Origin of the sequence: Escherichia sp. E2562 (assembly GCF_005781075.1) — a bacterium.
GTDB lineage: Bacteria > Pseudomonadota > Gammaproteobacteria > Enterobacterales > Enterobacteriaceae > Escherichia.
Window position 1 is genome coordinate 452,680 of sequence record NZ_VATM01000005.1, and the last position, 16,594, is coordinate 469,273.

Sequence of the window (16,594 nt, forward strand, 5' to 3'; positions counted from 1 at the left end):
AACGGGCGCAATAGTTTATTGCGCCCTTATTGTATGACCAACAAGGTAAAATTATATGGTCAGCTCAACGACTCCGTCATCTGGTGAATACTTGTTGGAAATGAGCGGTATCAACAAGTCCTTTCCCGGTGTTAAGGCACTTGATAACGTTAATTTAAATGTCCGGCCACATTCTATCCATGCATTAATGGGGGAAAACGGCGCGGGAAAATCAACATTATTAAAATGCCTGTTTGGTATTTATCAAAAAGATTCCGGCACCATTTTATTCCAGGGTAAAGAGATCGATTTTCATTCTGCCAAAGAAGCACTGGAAAATGGTATTTCGATGGTACACCAGGAGTTAAACCTGGTATTACAACGTTCGGTGATGGACAACATGTGGCTGGGGCGATATCCCACCAAAGGCATGTTTGTTGATCAGGTCAAAATGTACCGCGAAACTAAAGCGATTTTTGATGAACTGGATATTGATATCGATCCGCGTGCGCGCGTCGGCACATTATCCGTTTCGCAAATGCAGATGATCGAAATTGCTAAAGCGTTTTCCTATAACGCGAAAATTGTGATTATGGATGAACCGACTTCTTCGTTAACCGAAAAAGAGGTCAATCATCTGTTTACTATTATTCGTAAATTAAAAGAACGCGGCTGCGGTATTGTCTATATCTCGCATAAAATGGAAGAGATTTTCCAGTTATGTGATGAAGTCACCGTATTGCGCGACGGTCAGTGGATCGCTACCGAACCGCTGGAAGGGCTGACGATGGACAAGATCATCGCCATGATGGTTGGTCGTTCTCTTAACCAGCGTTTCCCGGATAAAGAAAACAAGCCGGGCGAAGTGATCCTCGAAGTGCGTAACCTGACGTCACTACGCCAGCCATCGATTCGCGATGTCTCGTTTGACCTGCATAAAGGGGAGATCCTCGGTATTGCCGGGCTGGTGGGGGCGAAACGTACCGATATTGTTGAGACATTATTTGGCATTCGCGAGAAATCTGCTGGCACCATTACGTTGCATGGCAAAAAGATCAATAACCATAATGCCAACGAAGCCATTAACCACGGATTTGCACTAGTAACTGAAGAACGCCGTTCAACGGGAATTTATGCCTATCTGGATATTGGCTTTAACTCATTAATTTCCAATATTCGCAACTACAAAAATAAAGTGGGCTTGTTGGATAACTCGCGGATGAAAAGCGATACCCAGTGGGTGATTGATTCGATGCGGGTAAAAACGCCAGGTCATCGGACGCAAATTGGTTCGCTCTCAGGTGGTAATCAGCAAAAGGTGATTATTGGTCGTTGGTTACTGACGCAACCGGAAATATTAATGCTCGACGAACCAACGCGCGGTATTGATGTTGGGGCGAAGTTTGAAATTTATCAGTTAATTGCCGAACTGGCGAAGAAAGGCAAGGGGATTATTATTATCTCCTCTGAAATGCCAGAGTTGTTAGGGATAACAGACCGTATTCTGGTTATGAGCAATGGCCTCGTTTCCGGAATTGTCGATACAAAAACAACAACGCAAAACGAAATTCTGCGTCTTGCGTCTTTGCACCTTTAAGATTAGGGGCTTCCCATGAGTGCGTTAAATAAGAAAAGTTTTCTTACTTACCTGAAAGAGGGCGGTATTTACGTCGTTCTTTTAGTTTTGCTGGCGATTATTATTTTCCAGGACCCAACATTTTTAAGTCTGTTGAACTTAAGTAATATTCTCACCCAGTCATCGGTGCGTATTATTATTGCGCTCGGCGTTGCAGGGTTAATTGTCACCCAGGGGACTGACCTTTCCGCTGGTCGTCAGGTGGGGTTGGCGGCAGTTGTAGCGGCGACGTTATTGCAGTCCATGGATAACGCCAACAAAGTGTTCCCGGAAATGGCGACGATGCCGATTGCGCTGGTTATTCTGATTGTCTGTGCTATTGGCGCGGTTATCGGTTTGATCAACGGGCTGATTATCGCCTATCTCAACGTAACGCCGTTCATAACCACTCTCGGTACGATGATCATCGTTTATGGCATTAACTCGCTCTATTACGACTTTGTTGGTGCGTCGCCTATTTCTGGTTTTGACAGTGGTTTCTCCACTTTTGCCCAGGGCTTTATTGCGCTGGGGAGCTTCCGTCTCTCTTACATCACCTTCTACGCCCTGATTGCGGTGGCCTTCGTCTGGGTGCTGTGGAACAAAACCCGTTTTGGTAAGAACATTTTTGCCATTGGCGGTAACCCGGAAGCGGCGAAAGTTTCTGGTGTCAACGTTGGCCTGAACCTGCTGATGATCTACGCATTGTCTGGCGTGTTCTATGCCTTCGGCGGGATGTTAGAAGCCGGACGTATCGGCTCTGCCACCAACAACCTCGGCTTCATGTATGAGCTGGATGCTATCGCGGCGTGCGTGGTGGGCGGCGTATCGTTCAGCGGCGGTGTGGGGACGGTCATTGGTGTAGTGACCGGGGTAATTATCTTTACGGTCATTAACTATGGCCTGACGTACATCGGCGTAAACCCGTACTGGCAGTACATCATCAAAGGGGCGATTATTATCTTCGCCGTGGCGCTGGATTCACTGAAGTACGCGCGTAAGAAGTGATATGAATGTGGGTATTGCCGGATGCGCCGCATCCGGCAATCGGTGCCAAATGCTGGTTTTACAACGTTACCGGGTGTTCTTTCTCTCCTTTCTTAAACTTTACTTCCCCGAGATCGATACAACTCACCGGGCAAACATGACCGCAAAGCAAACAACCAACGCATTTTTCGGTATTACAATGCGGCGTGCGCGCTTTCTCGTTCCATTCCATCGCCTGATGACCGCCGTCGTAACAGGAAATGTAACAGCGCCCACAGCCAACACATTTATCGAGATTGATATGGGGATAGACGATATAGCTGCGGTCTAAATCTTCTGCCGGAACAATATTATGATTCGCCAGACCCACCATCTCCTGCAACGAGGCAAATCCCTGATCGGCAAGGTAATGCGACAACCCGCTCGCCATATCTTCCACTATCCGATACCCGTACTGCATAATGCCGGTGGTCACCTGCAAGGTTGCCGCGCCGAGCAATAAAAACTCCGCCGCATCTTCCCAGGTTTCAATACCGCCGATACCGCTGATCGGGAAATCGCGCAGCTCTGGATGGGTGCGCATTTGCTGAATAAAGCGCAGGGCGATCGGTTTCACTGCTTTACCGGAATAACCGGAAATACTCGATTTACCGTTGACGATCGGCATACCGATTTTCTGATTAAGATCGATATTGGTGATGGATTTGACGGTGTTAATCGCTGCAATACCATCTGCGCCGCCGCGTTTTGCCGCCAGCGCCACTTCGCACATATCACCGATATTCGGCGTCATCTTCGCCAGCATTGGCAGCGTGGAACCACGTTTCACTGCCCGACAATATTTTTCTACCAGCTCCGGGCTTTGCCCGACATCGCTACCCATCGCATGGGAGGTCATCTGCGGACAGGAGAAGTTACACTCGATCATATCCGCGCCAGCTTCTTGCACCAGACGCGCCAGCTCTTCCCACTGCTGCGCATTTTCCCCCATGATCGAAGCGATCAATACTTTGTCCGGGTAATCTTCTTTCAGCCGACGCAGGGCGGCCAGATTCTCTTCCAACGGATGTTCAGCAATCTGCTCCATATTTTTGAAGCCGATAAAACCGGTATCTTCTTTCACCAGATGATCAAAACGCGGTGAGACTTCATTAGCGATAAAAAAGCCGATCGTTTTGAACACCACGCCACCCCAGCCGGTGTCGTAGGCTTTGGCGCACATCTCGTAGCAATTGCCAACCGGCGAAGAAGAGAGGCAGAACGGGTTGGGAAACTTCACGCCGCAAAAGGTAATAGAAAGATCTTTCGTTAACATGAGCAAGCTCCCTCTAAATAATGATGAATCGCCTCGGCGGCTTCTTTCCCGGTTTTGACTGCATAAACCACTGTTTTGTCACCCTCAACAATATCGCCAGCGGCAAACAGTTGCGGGTCACGGGTCTGGTAATTTTGCGTTTCGATGGTGTTGCGCTGTGGTTCCAGTGCGGAAAAAGCGGCAAGTTCGGCATGTTGACCTACAGCGAGAATAATTTTGTCCGCCGCCATTGTCAGTTCGCCCGGTAAACGAACGTGTTTAAACGTCACTTTATTGCCGTCTACAGCCACTGGCGTAAAGCCATCGATAATCGATACCCCCAATTTTTGAGCGCTGGTGAACTCTTTCTTGCTTGCCGGAAACTCATCTAACTCTTCACGCGCAACGCAAGTTACTGCCTGGCAACCGAGAACTTTCAGCGTGCTGGCAACGTCCATTGCGACATCGCCGCCACCAATAATTAATGCGTTCTGCGGGACGCTGATATCGCCTTGTGCCTGGCGAGCGCGTTGCAGGAAATCGACGGCGATCTCAACATCGCTATGCTCAAACAGCGGCAGGGTGGCACCGCGCGATAAACCGACAGTCACCAGTACCGCTCGGTTTTCCGCTTTCAATTGTTCCAGCGTGAGTGTTTTACCAATCTCGCAATTGCACTTAATGGTCACCCCCATTTTTTCGATACGGGCGATTTCTGCATCCAGCACCGATTGCAGCAAACGAAATTGTGGAATGCCATTACGCAGCCAACCACCTGGCTGTGCTTCTTTTTCATAAATCGTGACGTCGTATCCCCGGTTGGTCAGTGTCACACTCGCTTGTAGCCCGGCGGGGCCTGCACCAATAATCGCCACTTTGCCGAGTGTTTTACTACCGGGCTGATAAATCTCCATTCCGGTTTGCTGCTCGAAATCAGTAACAAAACGCTGTAAGCGACCAATATCAATTGGGTCGTCGACACCGGCTCGTGTACAACCGAGCTGGCATAATTTTTCCGTCGGGCATACTCTGGCGCAAACGGCACCGAGCGCGTTATTTTCGCGAATTGTCTCGGCAGCACCTTTAAAATTACGAAAATAAATTGAGCGAATAAATTTTCCCGGATCGGTTTGCGCCGGGCAAGCCTGACTACAGGGCGCGTCGTGACATAATAAACAGCGAGAGGCTTCTTTAATCGCCAGTAAAGGCGTAAAAGCCGGAGTGAGTTCATCCAGATAATTTTGTTGCGGCATGTGATCTTCCTTAATGCTATAGGTAATTAAGGCGAGCGTTTAGTGAATAATAATGTATTGATATTAAGGCTAAGCGTGCGGGGAAATTTAAACTGTGAAAGGATTCACAAATAGCCGCGGTTAAGAATGTGATATCCGCAGCTTATCAGGTGAAGTAATAATTATTCTCAATAATTAACTGGAGAGGGAGATATTAACGATAGAAAATAAGATAAATAATCATGCCAATAGATAAAATTCCGAAACCGCAATACGCCACCATATAAGCAAAGAAGAGTCCCGGATTTTTTTCGCGCCAGACATACACCGGTTCCGGCGAATTTTTAACCCGTTTATCAATCGCGCCAGCACGCCAGCCTTTCCACGCTTCGCGAAAACAAAATACAGGGATTAGGAAAAAAACGGCAACGACAAAAAACTGCTGTACATCCATAACTACTTTCCTTGTTTCTTTTGTAATTCAAGTAACTGCTCGGGCGTGACGGCGGGATAGCCCTGCGCATCTTCCGGCACTTGATGCATTGCCGGAATAGGGACCAATGGACCTAAAAAGCGCGGCTCACGTTTAAAAATATAAAGGTCAGCCAGCGCGCCGAAACGGGCGGCAAATTCGCGAATACGGACAGACCACATATCTTTTGGCGATGGTACGGCATAACACTGGGCCTGAATACCCATATGTAAAGCGATAAATAATGCCCGCTCACAGTGAAAACGCTGGGTGATAATAATGAAATCGTTAGTATCGAACACTTTGCGCGTGCGTACGATGGAATCCAGTGTTCGGAAGCCCGCGTAATCGAGAACAATATCAGAGGGGTCGACGCCAGCGGCTATTAAATCTTTGCGCATGGTCATCGGCTCGTTATAACTTTGCAACGCGTTATCGCCGCTAAGTAATAGATAGTTCACCTTACCGCTGTTATAGGCATTAATCGCCCCCTGAATACGGTAGCGGTAATACTGATTAATGACTCCGGTGCGATAATACTTTGCTGTGCCAAGCACCACGCCGACCTGACGGTAGGGGAGATCCTGCAACTCGTCGTAGATATAAGGCGCGGTTTTCCAACTCATCCAGCGATCGAGGCCGAGCACAGTCAACAGCAGCAAGCCGATCATGACTAACAGGCTGTAGAACAGACGCTTTAACATGCAGAAGACTCGATCTCGGGAAATTTTTATCAGGCTACTTTACCCGCTGCTTTTGCGCAAGAAACGGTAAACTGTTTGCCGGGATTTTCGACATCAGGAGAGCGCTGACAAGCCTGAGGCAACGCTTATCAGCGTGCCAGACCTGTAGGCCGGACAAGGCGTTCACGCCACATCCGGCACCAGGCTTAAGCGAGAAGAACGCGGTCGATACTGTGACAACCGAGAGCTTTCAGCGTTGCTGAGGTTGCATCCCACTGAATCAACGGCGCATCGGCTTTTTCTGCCAGAACCGCGCGCTGGATATCCGGGTAATCATAACCCTTGAGATTCAACAGAATTAACGCACCCTGCAACGGCGGCAGAGTCGGGTTGAATGCGGCGTTTTCAGCGTAGCTGCCGCTGAAAATACGACCGTCTTTGCATTCCAGCGCTACACCGCTTGGTGACTTACTGTAAGGCATGTGCGAACGGTTTGCCGCGGCAATCGCTGCCTGAGAAAGCGCATCACCAGTGAGCGTAAAGCCGTGATCCTGCTCGTCCATCAGCAGCGTTTTTATCTCTAGATCTTTTGGTCCAAAGGCATCCGGCAGATAGTCACGCAGTGCGTGCGCTTCGCGACCCGGCAGATGAATACGCAGATCCAGACCGCTGTTCAGTTCATTCATAAACTGACGGCAGTGACCACAAGGCGTGTAGTTAACGGTGATGGCCGCGAGAGCTTTCTCACCGCTTAACCAGGCGTGGCTGATAGCACTTTGTTCGGCATGAACAGTTTGCTGCATTGTTGCACCAATAAATTCCATATTGGCACCGAAATACCATGTACCACTCACGCCGCGTGCAATAGCGCCAACGTTAAAATTCGACAATGGCGTACGCGCACAGGCCGCAGCCAGCGGTAGCAGTGCGAAAGCCAGCGCGTCTTCGTCCAGCCCGGTTGCGCTCTTAAGCGAAGAGACTTGCTCCCCGGTCAACAAAGCGGGGAAGTACTTGTCTGCCAGAATAGGTTCCAGCGCAGATTGCAAGTTATCCGCAAGTTGGGCAAAAGCAGTTTGAAAACGTGGATGCATGGCGTTGCCTCATAATCATGTAATGGGATAACAGTTTACGAACCTGCTATGGCTTTATATGTGATCTGAATCTCATTAATTATGCAACAAGTGAAACGTACATCAAAAATGCGCGACGCATCGCAAATTTTAGCCCATTACTGCCAGAATAATTGGGAAAAGGAACGGCGCGATCAGCGAAGTAATAATCCCGCATAACACCAGCGCCAGCGAACTAAATGCGCCTTCCTGATAATCCAGCTCAGCACAGCGCGCCGTACCGAGGGCGTGGGAAGCCGTCCCCATCGCCAGACCGCGCGCCGCTTTGGTACGAATACGCATCGCATTAAGTAACGTATGACCAAAGACCGCGCCGAGGATCCCGACGAAAATGACACAAACTGCGCTGATTGCCGGAATACCGCCAATACTGCCGCCGACAGCCATCGCAATTGGCGTAGTGACTGATTTCGGTAATATTGACGCAGCAATTTCCGGTGAAGCCCCCATCAACAATGCCACGCAAGTCCCTGTCACCATCGCTACCACGCTGCCGATAAAACAGATGGTGATGATTGATTTCCAGCGGGCGCGGATCTGATGCAACTGTTCATATAAAGGATAGGCCAGCGCGACGACCGCCGGTTGCAGCAGATCGTTTAGCACTTCGCTACCTTTAAAGTAGCTGTCGTAAGAGATGCCGGTCAGCATTAAAAAAGGAATGATCACCACCATTGCCACCAGCAACGGGTTAAGCAAGGGAAACTTATACCGCGCCGCCAGCTTGCGGGCGGCAAAAAAGACAATCAACGTCAGCGGTAATGACCACCAGATATTTGCCATCATTCTTCTGATCCTTTCTGACCTACGACTTTACGTTCACCGTGCACCAGTTGAGAACTCCAGCTCACCACCAGAAAAACCACCAGCGTACTGACTGCACAGGAAACCACTACCGGGCCAAACTGCGCGCGTAGTAAATCAAAATATTGCATTACGCCTACGCCAATCGGCACAAACAATAGCGCCATATAGCGAATTAAAACGTAACACCCCGGATTGACCCACTTCGCCGGAAGAATTTGCAAGGCCAGCAGGACAAACAGGATCAGCATCCCGATAATGCTGCCCGGAATGGTTACCGGTAGCAGGGATGCAATGAAAATGCCTGCATACAGGCAGGCATAAATCAGGACGAAAGCGCGTAAATATTGCCAGATAATGTTCAGTGTCTTACTCATGATCAATACCCCAGATGAGATGGATTCATCATACAATTAATCCGTAAAACGTGCTACCGATCACATTAAGAATTCATCGCTATTTTTCGCGCCTGGGTATGACGATGTGAGCAGCGAACTCAGGCAAATCTGCTTTTTCGCAACAGAAAGTGTGTTTGCCATAGATCAAGCATAGAGAGGGATTGCAGCTTTGCAGCAATCTCACTCGGCAGACCTTTAATCCGCTGACCGGAGGCGCTAACATAGCGCCTCATTTTTTTGCGGGTGATGATATGCGTGTGTTACTGGCGCCAATGGAGGGGGTACTTGACTCTCTGGTGCGCGAATTGCTGACCGAAGTTAACGACTACGATCTGTGCATCACTGAGTTTGTTCGCGTGGTGGATCAACTGCTGCCGGTAAAAGTTTTTCATCGCATTTGTCCTGAGCTACAAAACGCCAGCCGTACTCCTTCAGGTACGCTGGTGCGCGTACAGTTGCTGGGGCAGTTCCCGCAATGGCTGGCAGAGAACGCCGCCCGTGCGGTGGAATTAGGTTCCTGGGGCGTGGATCTTAACTGCGGCTGCCCGTCGAAAACGGTTAACGGCAGCGGTGGTGGGGCAACGTTACTGAAAGATCCCGAACTCATCTACCAGGGCGCGAAAGCGATGCGCGAAGCCGTACCGGCGCATTTGCCCGTCAGCGTGAAAGTGCGTTTGGGCTGGGACAGTGGCGAGAAAAAATTTGAAATTGCCGATGCTGTTCAACAGGCTGGCGCTACGGAGCTGGTGGTGCATGGGCGGACAAAAGAGCAGGGGTACCGCGCGGAGCATATTGACTGGCGGGCGATTGGCGAGATTCGCCAGCGGCTGAATATTCCGGTAATTGCCAATGGTGAAATCTGGGACTGGCAGAGTGCGCAACAATGCATGGCTATCAGCGGCTGCGACGCGGTGATGATTGGGCGCGGGGCGCTCAATATTCCCAACCTGAGTCGGGTGGTGAAATATAACGAACCGCGAATGCCATGGCCGGAGGTCGTTGCATTGCTGCAAAAGTATACCCGTCTGGAGAAACAGGGGGATACCGGGTTATATCACGTCGCGCGGATCAAGCAGTGGTTGAGTTATTTACGTAAAGAATATGATGAAGCAACGGAATTATTTCAGCATGTGCGGGTGTTGAATAATTCCCCTGATATTGCAAGGGCTATTCAGGCAATTGATATCGAGAAACTCTAAAAAACTATAGTGATGTTTTTTTGACAATGTGTTAGCTCTTTATCAATAGGCCGCACGGTTGTTTGGTGGCGTCAAAATCGCCGAGGCGTTCCCTGAAGGCCGGGGCAGCCCACATGGATGTGGGCTGAGGGCGCGTCTTACAGGGATGTTACCTCGCGCCCGACCCGGTAGCCGTAAGGGATAAGCCGAGGGCACCGCGCAGCGGCGATTTTGTTCGCCAGAGCCCGGGGGTGCAGGGGGCGGCGGCGATTGGCCGCCCCTTGCGCGCTCCTTGCGCCAGTGATTATATGAAGCAATGCACATGACAGGAGCGCAACAGGATGAGAGACTGAAATATTCTCGTTATTTTCGAATCTGATGACATTAATTAATTTTAAAATATCATCTTAAATACGCCAGTCACCACCAGTAGCCCAATCAGGAAAATAATCAATACTGCCCAGAGTATAATTTTCATTGGCGTTCCTTTATTTGTGAGTGCTGAATAAGTATAGGAAAAAATGAAACTCTTTGCCGTCATTCATAAACGATTAAGATAAATCAGAGGATATCATTCACTTATTGTATATTTTTCTGGATATGTCGTTTTATTTCCGCTGATGTATTGCCACGTGAAACTAAAAAATATTTCGCCGCACACGGTAATCTCCGCGCACCGTTTCTTACCTGATTATTCCCCATGAATCGTGATTCATTTAATGCAGCAAGCTTCTGTTTTCCGCTTTTAATTTTGTTGGCTGGGTGTGCGCCTGTGCACGAAACTCGTCAGGCGTTAAACCTGCAAACGCCTGCCACGCAAGTGGACACTGCGTTACCGGCGGCATTGAAAAACGGTTGGCCAGACAGCCAGTGGTGGCTGGAATACCACGATAATCAACTCACTTCCTTAATTAATAATGCAATACAGAACGCGCCGGATATGCAGGTGGCTGAACAGCGCATTCAACTGGCTGAAGCGCAGGCGAAAGCAGCAGCGACCCAGGATGGCCCGCAGGTAGATTTTTCTGCGGATATGCAACGGCAAAAAATGTCGGCTGAAGGTTTAATGGGGCCGTTTGCCCTGAACGATCCTGCCGCAGGAACTACGGGGCCGTGGTATACCAACGGTACTTTTGGTTTAACGGCGGGCTGGCATCTTGATATCTGGGGAAAGAATCGGGCGGAAGTTACTGCTCGCCTCGGTTCAGTAAAAGCTCGGGTGGCGGAACGTGAGCAGACCCGGCAATTGCTGGCTGGCAGCGTGGCCCGTTTGTACTGGGATTGGCAAACTCAGGCGGCGTTGAACACGGTTTTGCTGCAAATCGAAAAAGAGCAGAACACCATTATTGCGACCGATCGCCAGCTCTATCAGCGTGGAATTACCTCTTCGGTTGAAGGTGTGGAAACCGATATTAATGCCAGTAAAACCCAGCAACAGCTCAACGATGTCGCGGGTAAAATGAAAATTATCGAGGCGCGATTAAGTGCGCTCACCAACCATCAGAAAAGCGCATTGAAGCTGCATCCGGTCACGTTGCCGAAAGTGGCAAGCCAGCTTCCTGATGAACTGGGATATTCCTTGCTGGCCCGGCGGGCAGATTTGCAGGCGGCGCATTGGTATGTCGAGTCGTCGTTAAGTACCATCGACGCAGCAAAAGCGGCATTTTATCCCGACATCAATCTGATGGCCTTCCTGCAACAGGATGCTTTGCATTTAAGCGATCTTTTTCGTAGCTCCGCCCAACAGATGGGCGTCACGGCGGGGCTGACATTGCCAATATTCGACAGCGGCAGACTTAATGCCAATCTTGATATTGCGAAAGCCGAAAGCAACTTGTCGATTGCCAACTACAACAAAGCAGTGGTCGAGGCGGTGAACGATGTGGCGCGGGCGGCGAGTCAGGTGCAGATACTGGCAGAGAAAAACCAGCATCAGGCACAAATTGAGCGCGATGCCATGCGAGTGGTGGGGCTGGCACAGGCGCGATTTAACGCGGGCATCATCGCGGGTTCCCGCGTCAGTGAAGCCAGAATTCCGGCGCTTCGCGAACGAGCCAACGGCCTGCTTTTGCAAGGGCAATGGCTGGATGCCTCCATTCAACTCACCAGTGCGCTGGGCGGGGGCTACAAACGCGGTTGATGTCTCATTTATCAAGTATTAAGCAGAGAAACGTTGGACCTCACCGGCGTTTCATTTCCCGCGCCGTTTCAGCCACCAGCGAACACCAACCACCAGAGCTACAACCAGAATCAACCAAACCCAGTGCTTCAAATGTTGGTCAAGTTCGTGCAACCACGGCGCAATCACTTGGCCACCTGCGTAGCCAATGGTGGTAAAAATCAGCGCCCAGGCAAATGCGCCGAGAATATTCAGCGGTAGAAATATTTTCGGCGGTAGCTGACTAGCGCCAATCAGCGTCGGACCAATCACCCGAAAGCCATACATAAAACGTGTACCAATAACAAACAGATACGGATGACGTTGGATCAGCTTCTGCGCCCGTTCAATTTTGTCCTGATGTTTTGATAAACGTCGTAACAGCTTGCCGCCAAACCGCCGTCCACACAGATAAAGCGCCTGGTCGCCAATCATGCCGCCAAGTGCTACGGAAAGTACCACCAACGGGAATTCCAGCAGCCCCTGATGCGCGGCAACACCACCGAGCAAGGTGACGGTTTCACCCTCTGCCAGACTGCCAAGTACCAGCGCGGCATAACCATATTGTGAAATAAGCGTATTAATATCCATAGGCCAGTCTGTCTCCCTTTGGTTGCCTGTAAGCATACACCCAGTAAATCATTCACGCAGAAAAAGCCCCGCAGGGCAGTGCACTAATTTAGTGATCGCGCAAAAAATAATCACAAGCTGACTTATACTTGAACTGTCAGGTTCATGAACTCACAACAAGGGGGCGGTATGAGCCATGTCTGGGGACTGTTTTCCCATCCCGATCGTGAAATGCAGGTAATTAATCGTGAAAACGAAACGATTTCTCACCACTACACCCACCACGTTTTGCTGATGGCGGCGATTCCGGTGATTTGCGCCTTCATTGGCACCACGCAAATCGGCTGGAATTTTGGCGATGGCACTATCCTGAAGTTATCCTGGTTTACCGGACTGGCGTTGGCTGTCTTGTTTTATGGCGTGATGCTGGCTGGGGTCGCGGTGATGGGGCGGGTCATTTGGTGGATGGCGCGCAATTACCCACAGCGCCCGTCGCTTGCGCACTGTATGGTCTTCGCGGGATACGTCGCGACGCCGCTGTTTCTCAGCGGTCTGGTAGCGCTTTACCCGCTGGTCTGGCTGTGTGCTCTGGTTGGCACGGTGGCGCTGTTTTACACGGGGTATCTGCTTTATCTCGGTATTCCAAGCTTCCTGAACATCAACAAAGAGGAAGGTCTTAGCTTCTCCAGTTCGACACTGGCGATTGGTGTGCTGGTACTGGAAGTCCTGCTCGCCCTTACCGTCATACTTTGGGGGTACGGTTATCGTCTGTTCTAGAAAGTTCTTTTGCGTTGCATTGCTGGCGTAAATGTCAGCAATGCAGCATTTCCTCACGATTCTCCTTTGACGACCGCACTTTTTGCTCGTTATGATAGCTTCGCTAGCCTCAGTAAATCCTTACTCCGGCGGTGCGCAACCCCTGCGCGTGAACCACTATTTGAATGCTCATCATGCCGAAATTTCGAGTTTCTTTATTTAGCCTGGCCCTGATGCTGGCTGTGCCTTTTGCACCGCAGGCCGCTGCGAAAACGGCAGCCGCTACCACCGCTTCGCAGCCGGAAATTGCTTCCGGTAGCGCGATGATTGTTGATCTTAATACCAACAAAGTGATCTATTCGAACCACCCGGATCTGGTGCGTCCGATTGCCTCAATCACCAAATTAATGACTGCGATGGTTGTGCTGGATGCACGACTGCCGCTGGATGAGAAACTAAAAGTAGACATCAGCCAGACGCCGGAGATGAAAGGGGTCTATTCGCGCGTACGACTGAACAGCGAAATCAGCCGTAAAGATATGCTGCTGCTGGCGTTGATGTCTTCGGAAAACCGCGCGGCGGCGAGCCTGGCACATCATTATCCTGGCGGTTATAACGCATTTATTAAAGCAATGAATGCGAAAGCAAAAGCTCTCGGGATGAATAACACGCGCTTCGTTGAACCGACCGGGCTATCAGTGCATAACGTTTCGACTGCCCGTGATCTGACCAAATTGTTGATTGCCACCAAACAATATCCGTTGATCGGTCAGTTAAGTACCACCCGTGAAGATATGGCGACCTTCTCTAATCCGTCGTATACGCTGCCGTTCCGCAATACTAACCATCTGGTGTATCGCGATAACTGGAATATCCAGCTAACCAAAACCGGCTTTACCAATGCCGCAGGGCATTGCCTGGTGATGCGCACGGTTTTCAATAATAAACCAGTGGCGCTGGTGGTGATGGATGCGTTTGGCAAATATACCCATTTTGCCGATGCCAGCCGCCTGCGTACATGGATTGAAACCGGCAAAGTGATGCCCGTTCCGGCTGCGGCGTTGAGTTATAAAAAACAAAAAGCCGCCCAGATGGCGGCGGCAGGGCAGACGGCACAGAACGATTAAGTTTGCTTGCCCGTAGGCCGGAGAAGGCGTTCACGCCGCATCCGGCATTCGTTGCCCGTGCCTGATGCGGTGCTTGCGCATCTTATCAGTCCTACAAATGTGACGCGCCCGTAGGCTGGAGAAGGCGTTTACGCCGCATCCGGCATTCGTTGCCCGTGCCTGGTGCGATGCTTGCGCATCTTATTAGGCCTACAAACGTGACGCGCCCGTAGGCTGGATAAGGCGTTTACGCCGCATCCGGCATTCGATGCCCGTGCCTGATGCGATGCTTGCGCATCTTATCAGGCCTACAAACGTGACGCGCCCGTAGGCCGGAGAAGGCGTTCACGCCGCATCCGGCATTCGTTGACCGTGCCTGATGCGGTGCTTGCGCATCAGGCATCCAGCCGTATTTATTCCACTTCTTGCCAGTTTTTCCGCTTACTGGTTTTACCGATCCCCGGATTCATACTGTTAGTTGGATCGTTTTCACGATAAAACTTTTGCAGCGTCTCCGGTGCTTTATACAAATGACCGACGTTATGCTCGGCAGGATATTGCGCGCCGCGCTGGCGTAACAATTCCAGCATCTGTTCCTTCAGCGCATGCACATCCACGCCTTTCTTAACGATGTAATCCTGGTGGAAGACGTAGCACATAAAATGCCCGTAATAGAGCTTATGCACCAGCTGGCTGTCGATTTCCGGCGGCAGATGTTCATACCACTCGGTGTCATTACGCCGCAGAGCAATATCCAGCGCCAGAATGTCTTCGACTTCATCGGAATGCACGGCCTGATAACGTATCGCTGCGCCTGCCGCCGCGAAACGGTGTAAAAACGCTTTACTGCCTTCTTCCGGCGTACAGACAAAGAAATCGCCTTCGGCCTGTTTGAAAAAATCTACCAGCCAGGATTTTGCTTCGCCCACGCCATCCCCCGCCATTTTTAACAGCAGATGATGTTCATATTTATCGCGCCAGCTTTTCATGCGCGGTGGCAAATGACTGGGGAACAAATGACTGAATTTCTGCATTGCGAGATCGGTAAAGTGTGGGCGGAAGAACTTCACCTTCTCCAGCATCGCATCAGTACGTCCTTTGATGTTAAAGAATAACGGCATCTTGTCGGTGCCTAGTTTGTCGATCATCAGGAAGGTGTCTTTGCCGTATTTTTCCGCGATATCGTAGATATCCCGGTGCATGTATTCCCCGGCAACCGGCAGATTTTCGAAATTAGCCAGAATATGGCGGCGGATTTCGGTCAGCACGTCCGGCTGGTTGGTGCCGATATAAAACACCTGCTGATTTTTTTCCGCTTCAAAGGTGTCGAGACGCACGGCGAAGACGGCCAGTTTTCCGGCGCAACCGGAGGATTCAAACAGGCGATCCGGATCGGCGTTATAACGTGCAGGTGTGTCGGCTTCGATATCACGCACGCGATGAACATAGTCATAATCGTGGGCGTGGCGACCATCGTGGTGCACATCATCCTCTTTGATGCGATCGTCATCCAGCCTGCTGAGGATCTGCTCCGGCGTTTCGCCCAGATCAATCCCCAGATGGTTGACCAGCGTCAGTTTGCCGTTTTCATCAATGCGTGCAAACAACGACATTTCGGTATACGCCGGACCACGCTGCACCAGTGAGCCGCCGGAGTTGTTACAGATACCGCCGATAACCGATGCGCCAATACACGATGAACCAATTACCGAGTGCGGTTCGCGGCCTAATGGTTTGAGAGCTTTTTCCAGCGAATAGAGCGTAGTGCCAGGATACGCCAGTACCTGTTCGCCCTTGCCGAGAACGTGCAGTTTGTCGAGGCGTAGGGTGCTGATGATCACAATATCGCGATCATAGTCGTTACCATTTGGTGTCGAGCCTTCGGTCAGACCGGTATTGGCGGCCTGCATCAGAATAATTTTGTCGGCGGTGACGCAGGCTTTCAGTACTCGCCACAATTCCAGTAGCGAGCCTGGAAGAACAACGGCCAGCGCGTCACCCTGACCGGAGCGGAAGCCCTTGCGATAGCGGGCCGTTTTTGCGGGATCGGTGAGCAGGTATGAAGAACCGACCAGACGGGCAAGTTCATTCAAAAAGGTTTTATTATCAGTTGTTGTCATGGAAGACATTTTCCACTCCTTGTGGTGGCGAAAAAACATCACAAACTAGAATAGCGCCTTGTATGACAATTCAGCGAGTGAATATTTTGAAAATTCAGACAATAAACTGAGC

16 protein-coding genes are annotated in these 16,594 nt (G+C 50.4%); 6 read left to right on the forward strand and 10 right to left on the reverse strand.

Going from position 1 to position 16,594, the window contains the following annotated elements; genetic code table 11:
• The first annotated feature begins 55 nt into the window (after positions 1-55).
• Together mglA and mglC are read left to right on the forward strand one after the other, a co-directional pair.
• Complete coding sequence (gene mglA / locus FEK43_RS11040) at positions 56-1,576, forward strand: galactose/methyl galactoside ABC transporter ATP-binding protein MglA (RefSeq protein ID WP_135407363.1); 1,521 nt, start codon at positions 56-58, stop codon at positions 1,574-1,576.
• Positions 1,577-1,591: 15 nt separating this feature from the next.
• On the forward strand, positions 1,592-2,602 hold the full coding sequence (mglC, locus tag FEK43_RS11045; protein WP_001275110.1) for a galactose/methyl galactoside ABC transporter permease MglC: 1,011 nt from the start codon (positions 1,592-1,594) through the stop codon (positions 2,600-2,602).
• A gap of 58 nt (positions 2,603-2,660) precedes the next feature.
• Here the strand turns inward: mglC and preA are convergent, their stop codons facing one another.
• From preA to FEK43_RS11080, 7 genes are all read right to left on the reverse strand, one after another.
• Positions 2,661-3,896 (reverse strand): NAD-dependent dihydropyrimidine dehydrogenase subunit PreA, encoded by a 1,236-nt coding sequence (gene preA, locus FEK43_RS11050; RefSeq protein ID WP_135407361.1) that lies wholly within the window; start codon positions 3,894-3,896, stop codon positions 2,661-2,663.
• The gene (locus FEK43_RS11055; protein WP_135407358.1) at positions 3,890-5,128 is read right to left on the reverse strand and encodes an NAD(P)-dependent oxidoreductase; all 1,239 of its coding nucleotides are present in this window, start codon (positions 5,126-5,128) and stop codon (positions 3,890-3,892) included. The genes preA and FEK43_RS11055 overlap by 7 nt, the downstream gene beginning before the upstream one ends.
• Before the next feature lie 193 nt (positions 5,129-5,321).
• Entirely contained in the window at positions 5,322-5,561 is a 240-nt protein-coding gene (locus tag FEK43_RS11060) for a DUF2542 family protein (protein ID WP_130207056.1), read from the reverse strand.
• A gap of 2 nt (positions 5,562-5,563) precedes the next feature.
• A complete protein-coding gene (sanA, locus tag FEK43_RS11065) occupies positions 5,564-6,283 on the reverse strand; it encodes an outer membrane permeability protein SanA (protein ID WP_130207054.1) in 720 nt (239 codons plus the stop codon).
• Positions 6,284-6,468: 185 nt separating this feature from the next.
• Positions 6,469-7,353, reverse strand: coding sequence for a cytidine deaminase (gene cdd, locus FEK43_RS11070; RefSeq protein WP_130207053.1), 885 nt, complete (start codon positions 7,351-7,353; stop codon positions 6,469-6,471).
• Positions 7,354-7,482: 129 nt separating this feature from the next.
• Complete coding sequence (locus FEK43_RS11075; protein WP_130207051.1) at positions 7,483-8,178, reverse strand: CidB/LrgB family autolysis modulator; 696 nt, start codon at positions 8,176-8,178, stop codon at positions 7,483-7,485.
• Entirely contained in the window at positions 8,175-8,573 is a 399-nt protein-coding gene (locus tag FEK43_RS11080; protein WP_001295452.1) for a CidA/LrgA family protein, read from the reverse strand. Before FEK43_RS11080 ends, FEK43_RS11075 begins: the two co-directional genes overlap by 4 nt.
• 272 nt (positions 8,574-8,845) lie before the next feature.
• On the opposite strand from FEK43_RS11080, the gene dusC reads away from it, so the two are divergent.
• Entirely contained in the window at positions 8,846-9,793 is a 948-nt protein-coding gene (gene dusC, locus FEK43_RS11085; protein WP_135407355.1) for a tRNA dihydrouridine(16) synthase DusC, read from the forward strand.
• A gap of 373 nt (positions 9,794-10,166) precedes the next feature.
• On the opposite strand, the gene yohP is transcribed toward dusC, so the two are convergent.
• Positions 10,167-10,313 (reverse strand): small membrane protein YohP, encoded by a 147-nt coding sequence (yohP, locus tag FEK43_RS23385; RefSeq protein ID WP_205712816.1) that lies wholly within the window; start codon positions 10,311-10,313, stop codon positions 10,167-10,169.
• Positions 10,314-10,472: 159 nt separating this feature from the next.
• Here yohP and mdtQ point away from each other — a divergent pair, with 159 nt between their 5' ends.
• The gene (mdtQ, locus tag FEK43_RS11095) at positions 10,473-11,912 is read left to right on the forward strand and encodes a multidrug resistance outer membrane protein MdtQ (protein WP_135407353.1); all 1,440 of its coding nucleotides are present in this window, start codon (positions 10,473-10,475) and stop codon (positions 11,910-11,912) included.
• A gap of 51 nt (positions 11,913-11,963) precedes the next feature.
• On the opposite strand, the gene FEK43_RS11100 is transcribed toward mdtQ, so the two are convergent.
• A complete protein-coding gene (locus FEK43_RS11100; RefSeq protein WP_135407351.1) occupies positions 11,964-12,521 on the reverse strand; it encodes a DedA family protein in 558 nt (185 codons plus the stop codon).
• A gap of 168 nt (positions 12,522-12,689) precedes the next feature.
• Here FEK43_RS11100 and FEK43_RS11105 point away from each other — a divergent pair, with 168 nt between their 5' ends.
• Both FEK43_RS11105 and pbpG read left to right on the forward strand, forming a co-directional pair.
• Positions 12,690-13,277 carry a Yip1 family protein gene (locus FEK43_RS11105; RefSeq protein WP_001295454.1) on the forward strand — a complete coding sequence of 196 codons (588 nt, stop codon included), beginning with the start codon at positions 12,690-12,692 and terminating at the stop codon, positions 13,275-13,277.
• Between the two features lie 173 nt (positions 13,278-13,450).
• The gene (gene pbpG / locus FEK43_RS11110; RefSeq protein ID WP_130207042.1) at positions 13,451-14,383 is read left to right on the forward strand and encodes a D-alanyl-D-alanine endopeptidase; all 933 of its coding nucleotides are present in this window, start codon (positions 13,451-13,453) and stop codon (positions 14,381-14,383) included.
• Between the two features lie 392 nt (positions 14,384-14,775).
• Here the strand turns inward: pbpG and dld are convergent, their stop codons facing one another.
• The gene (gene dld / locus FEK43_RS11115) at positions 14,776-16,491 is read right to left on the reverse strand and encodes a D-lactate dehydrogenase (protein WP_135559389.1); all 1,716 of its coding nucleotides are present in this window, start codon (positions 16,489-16,491) and stop codon (positions 14,776-14,778) included.
• Positions 16,492-16,594 lie beyond the last annotated feature (103 nt).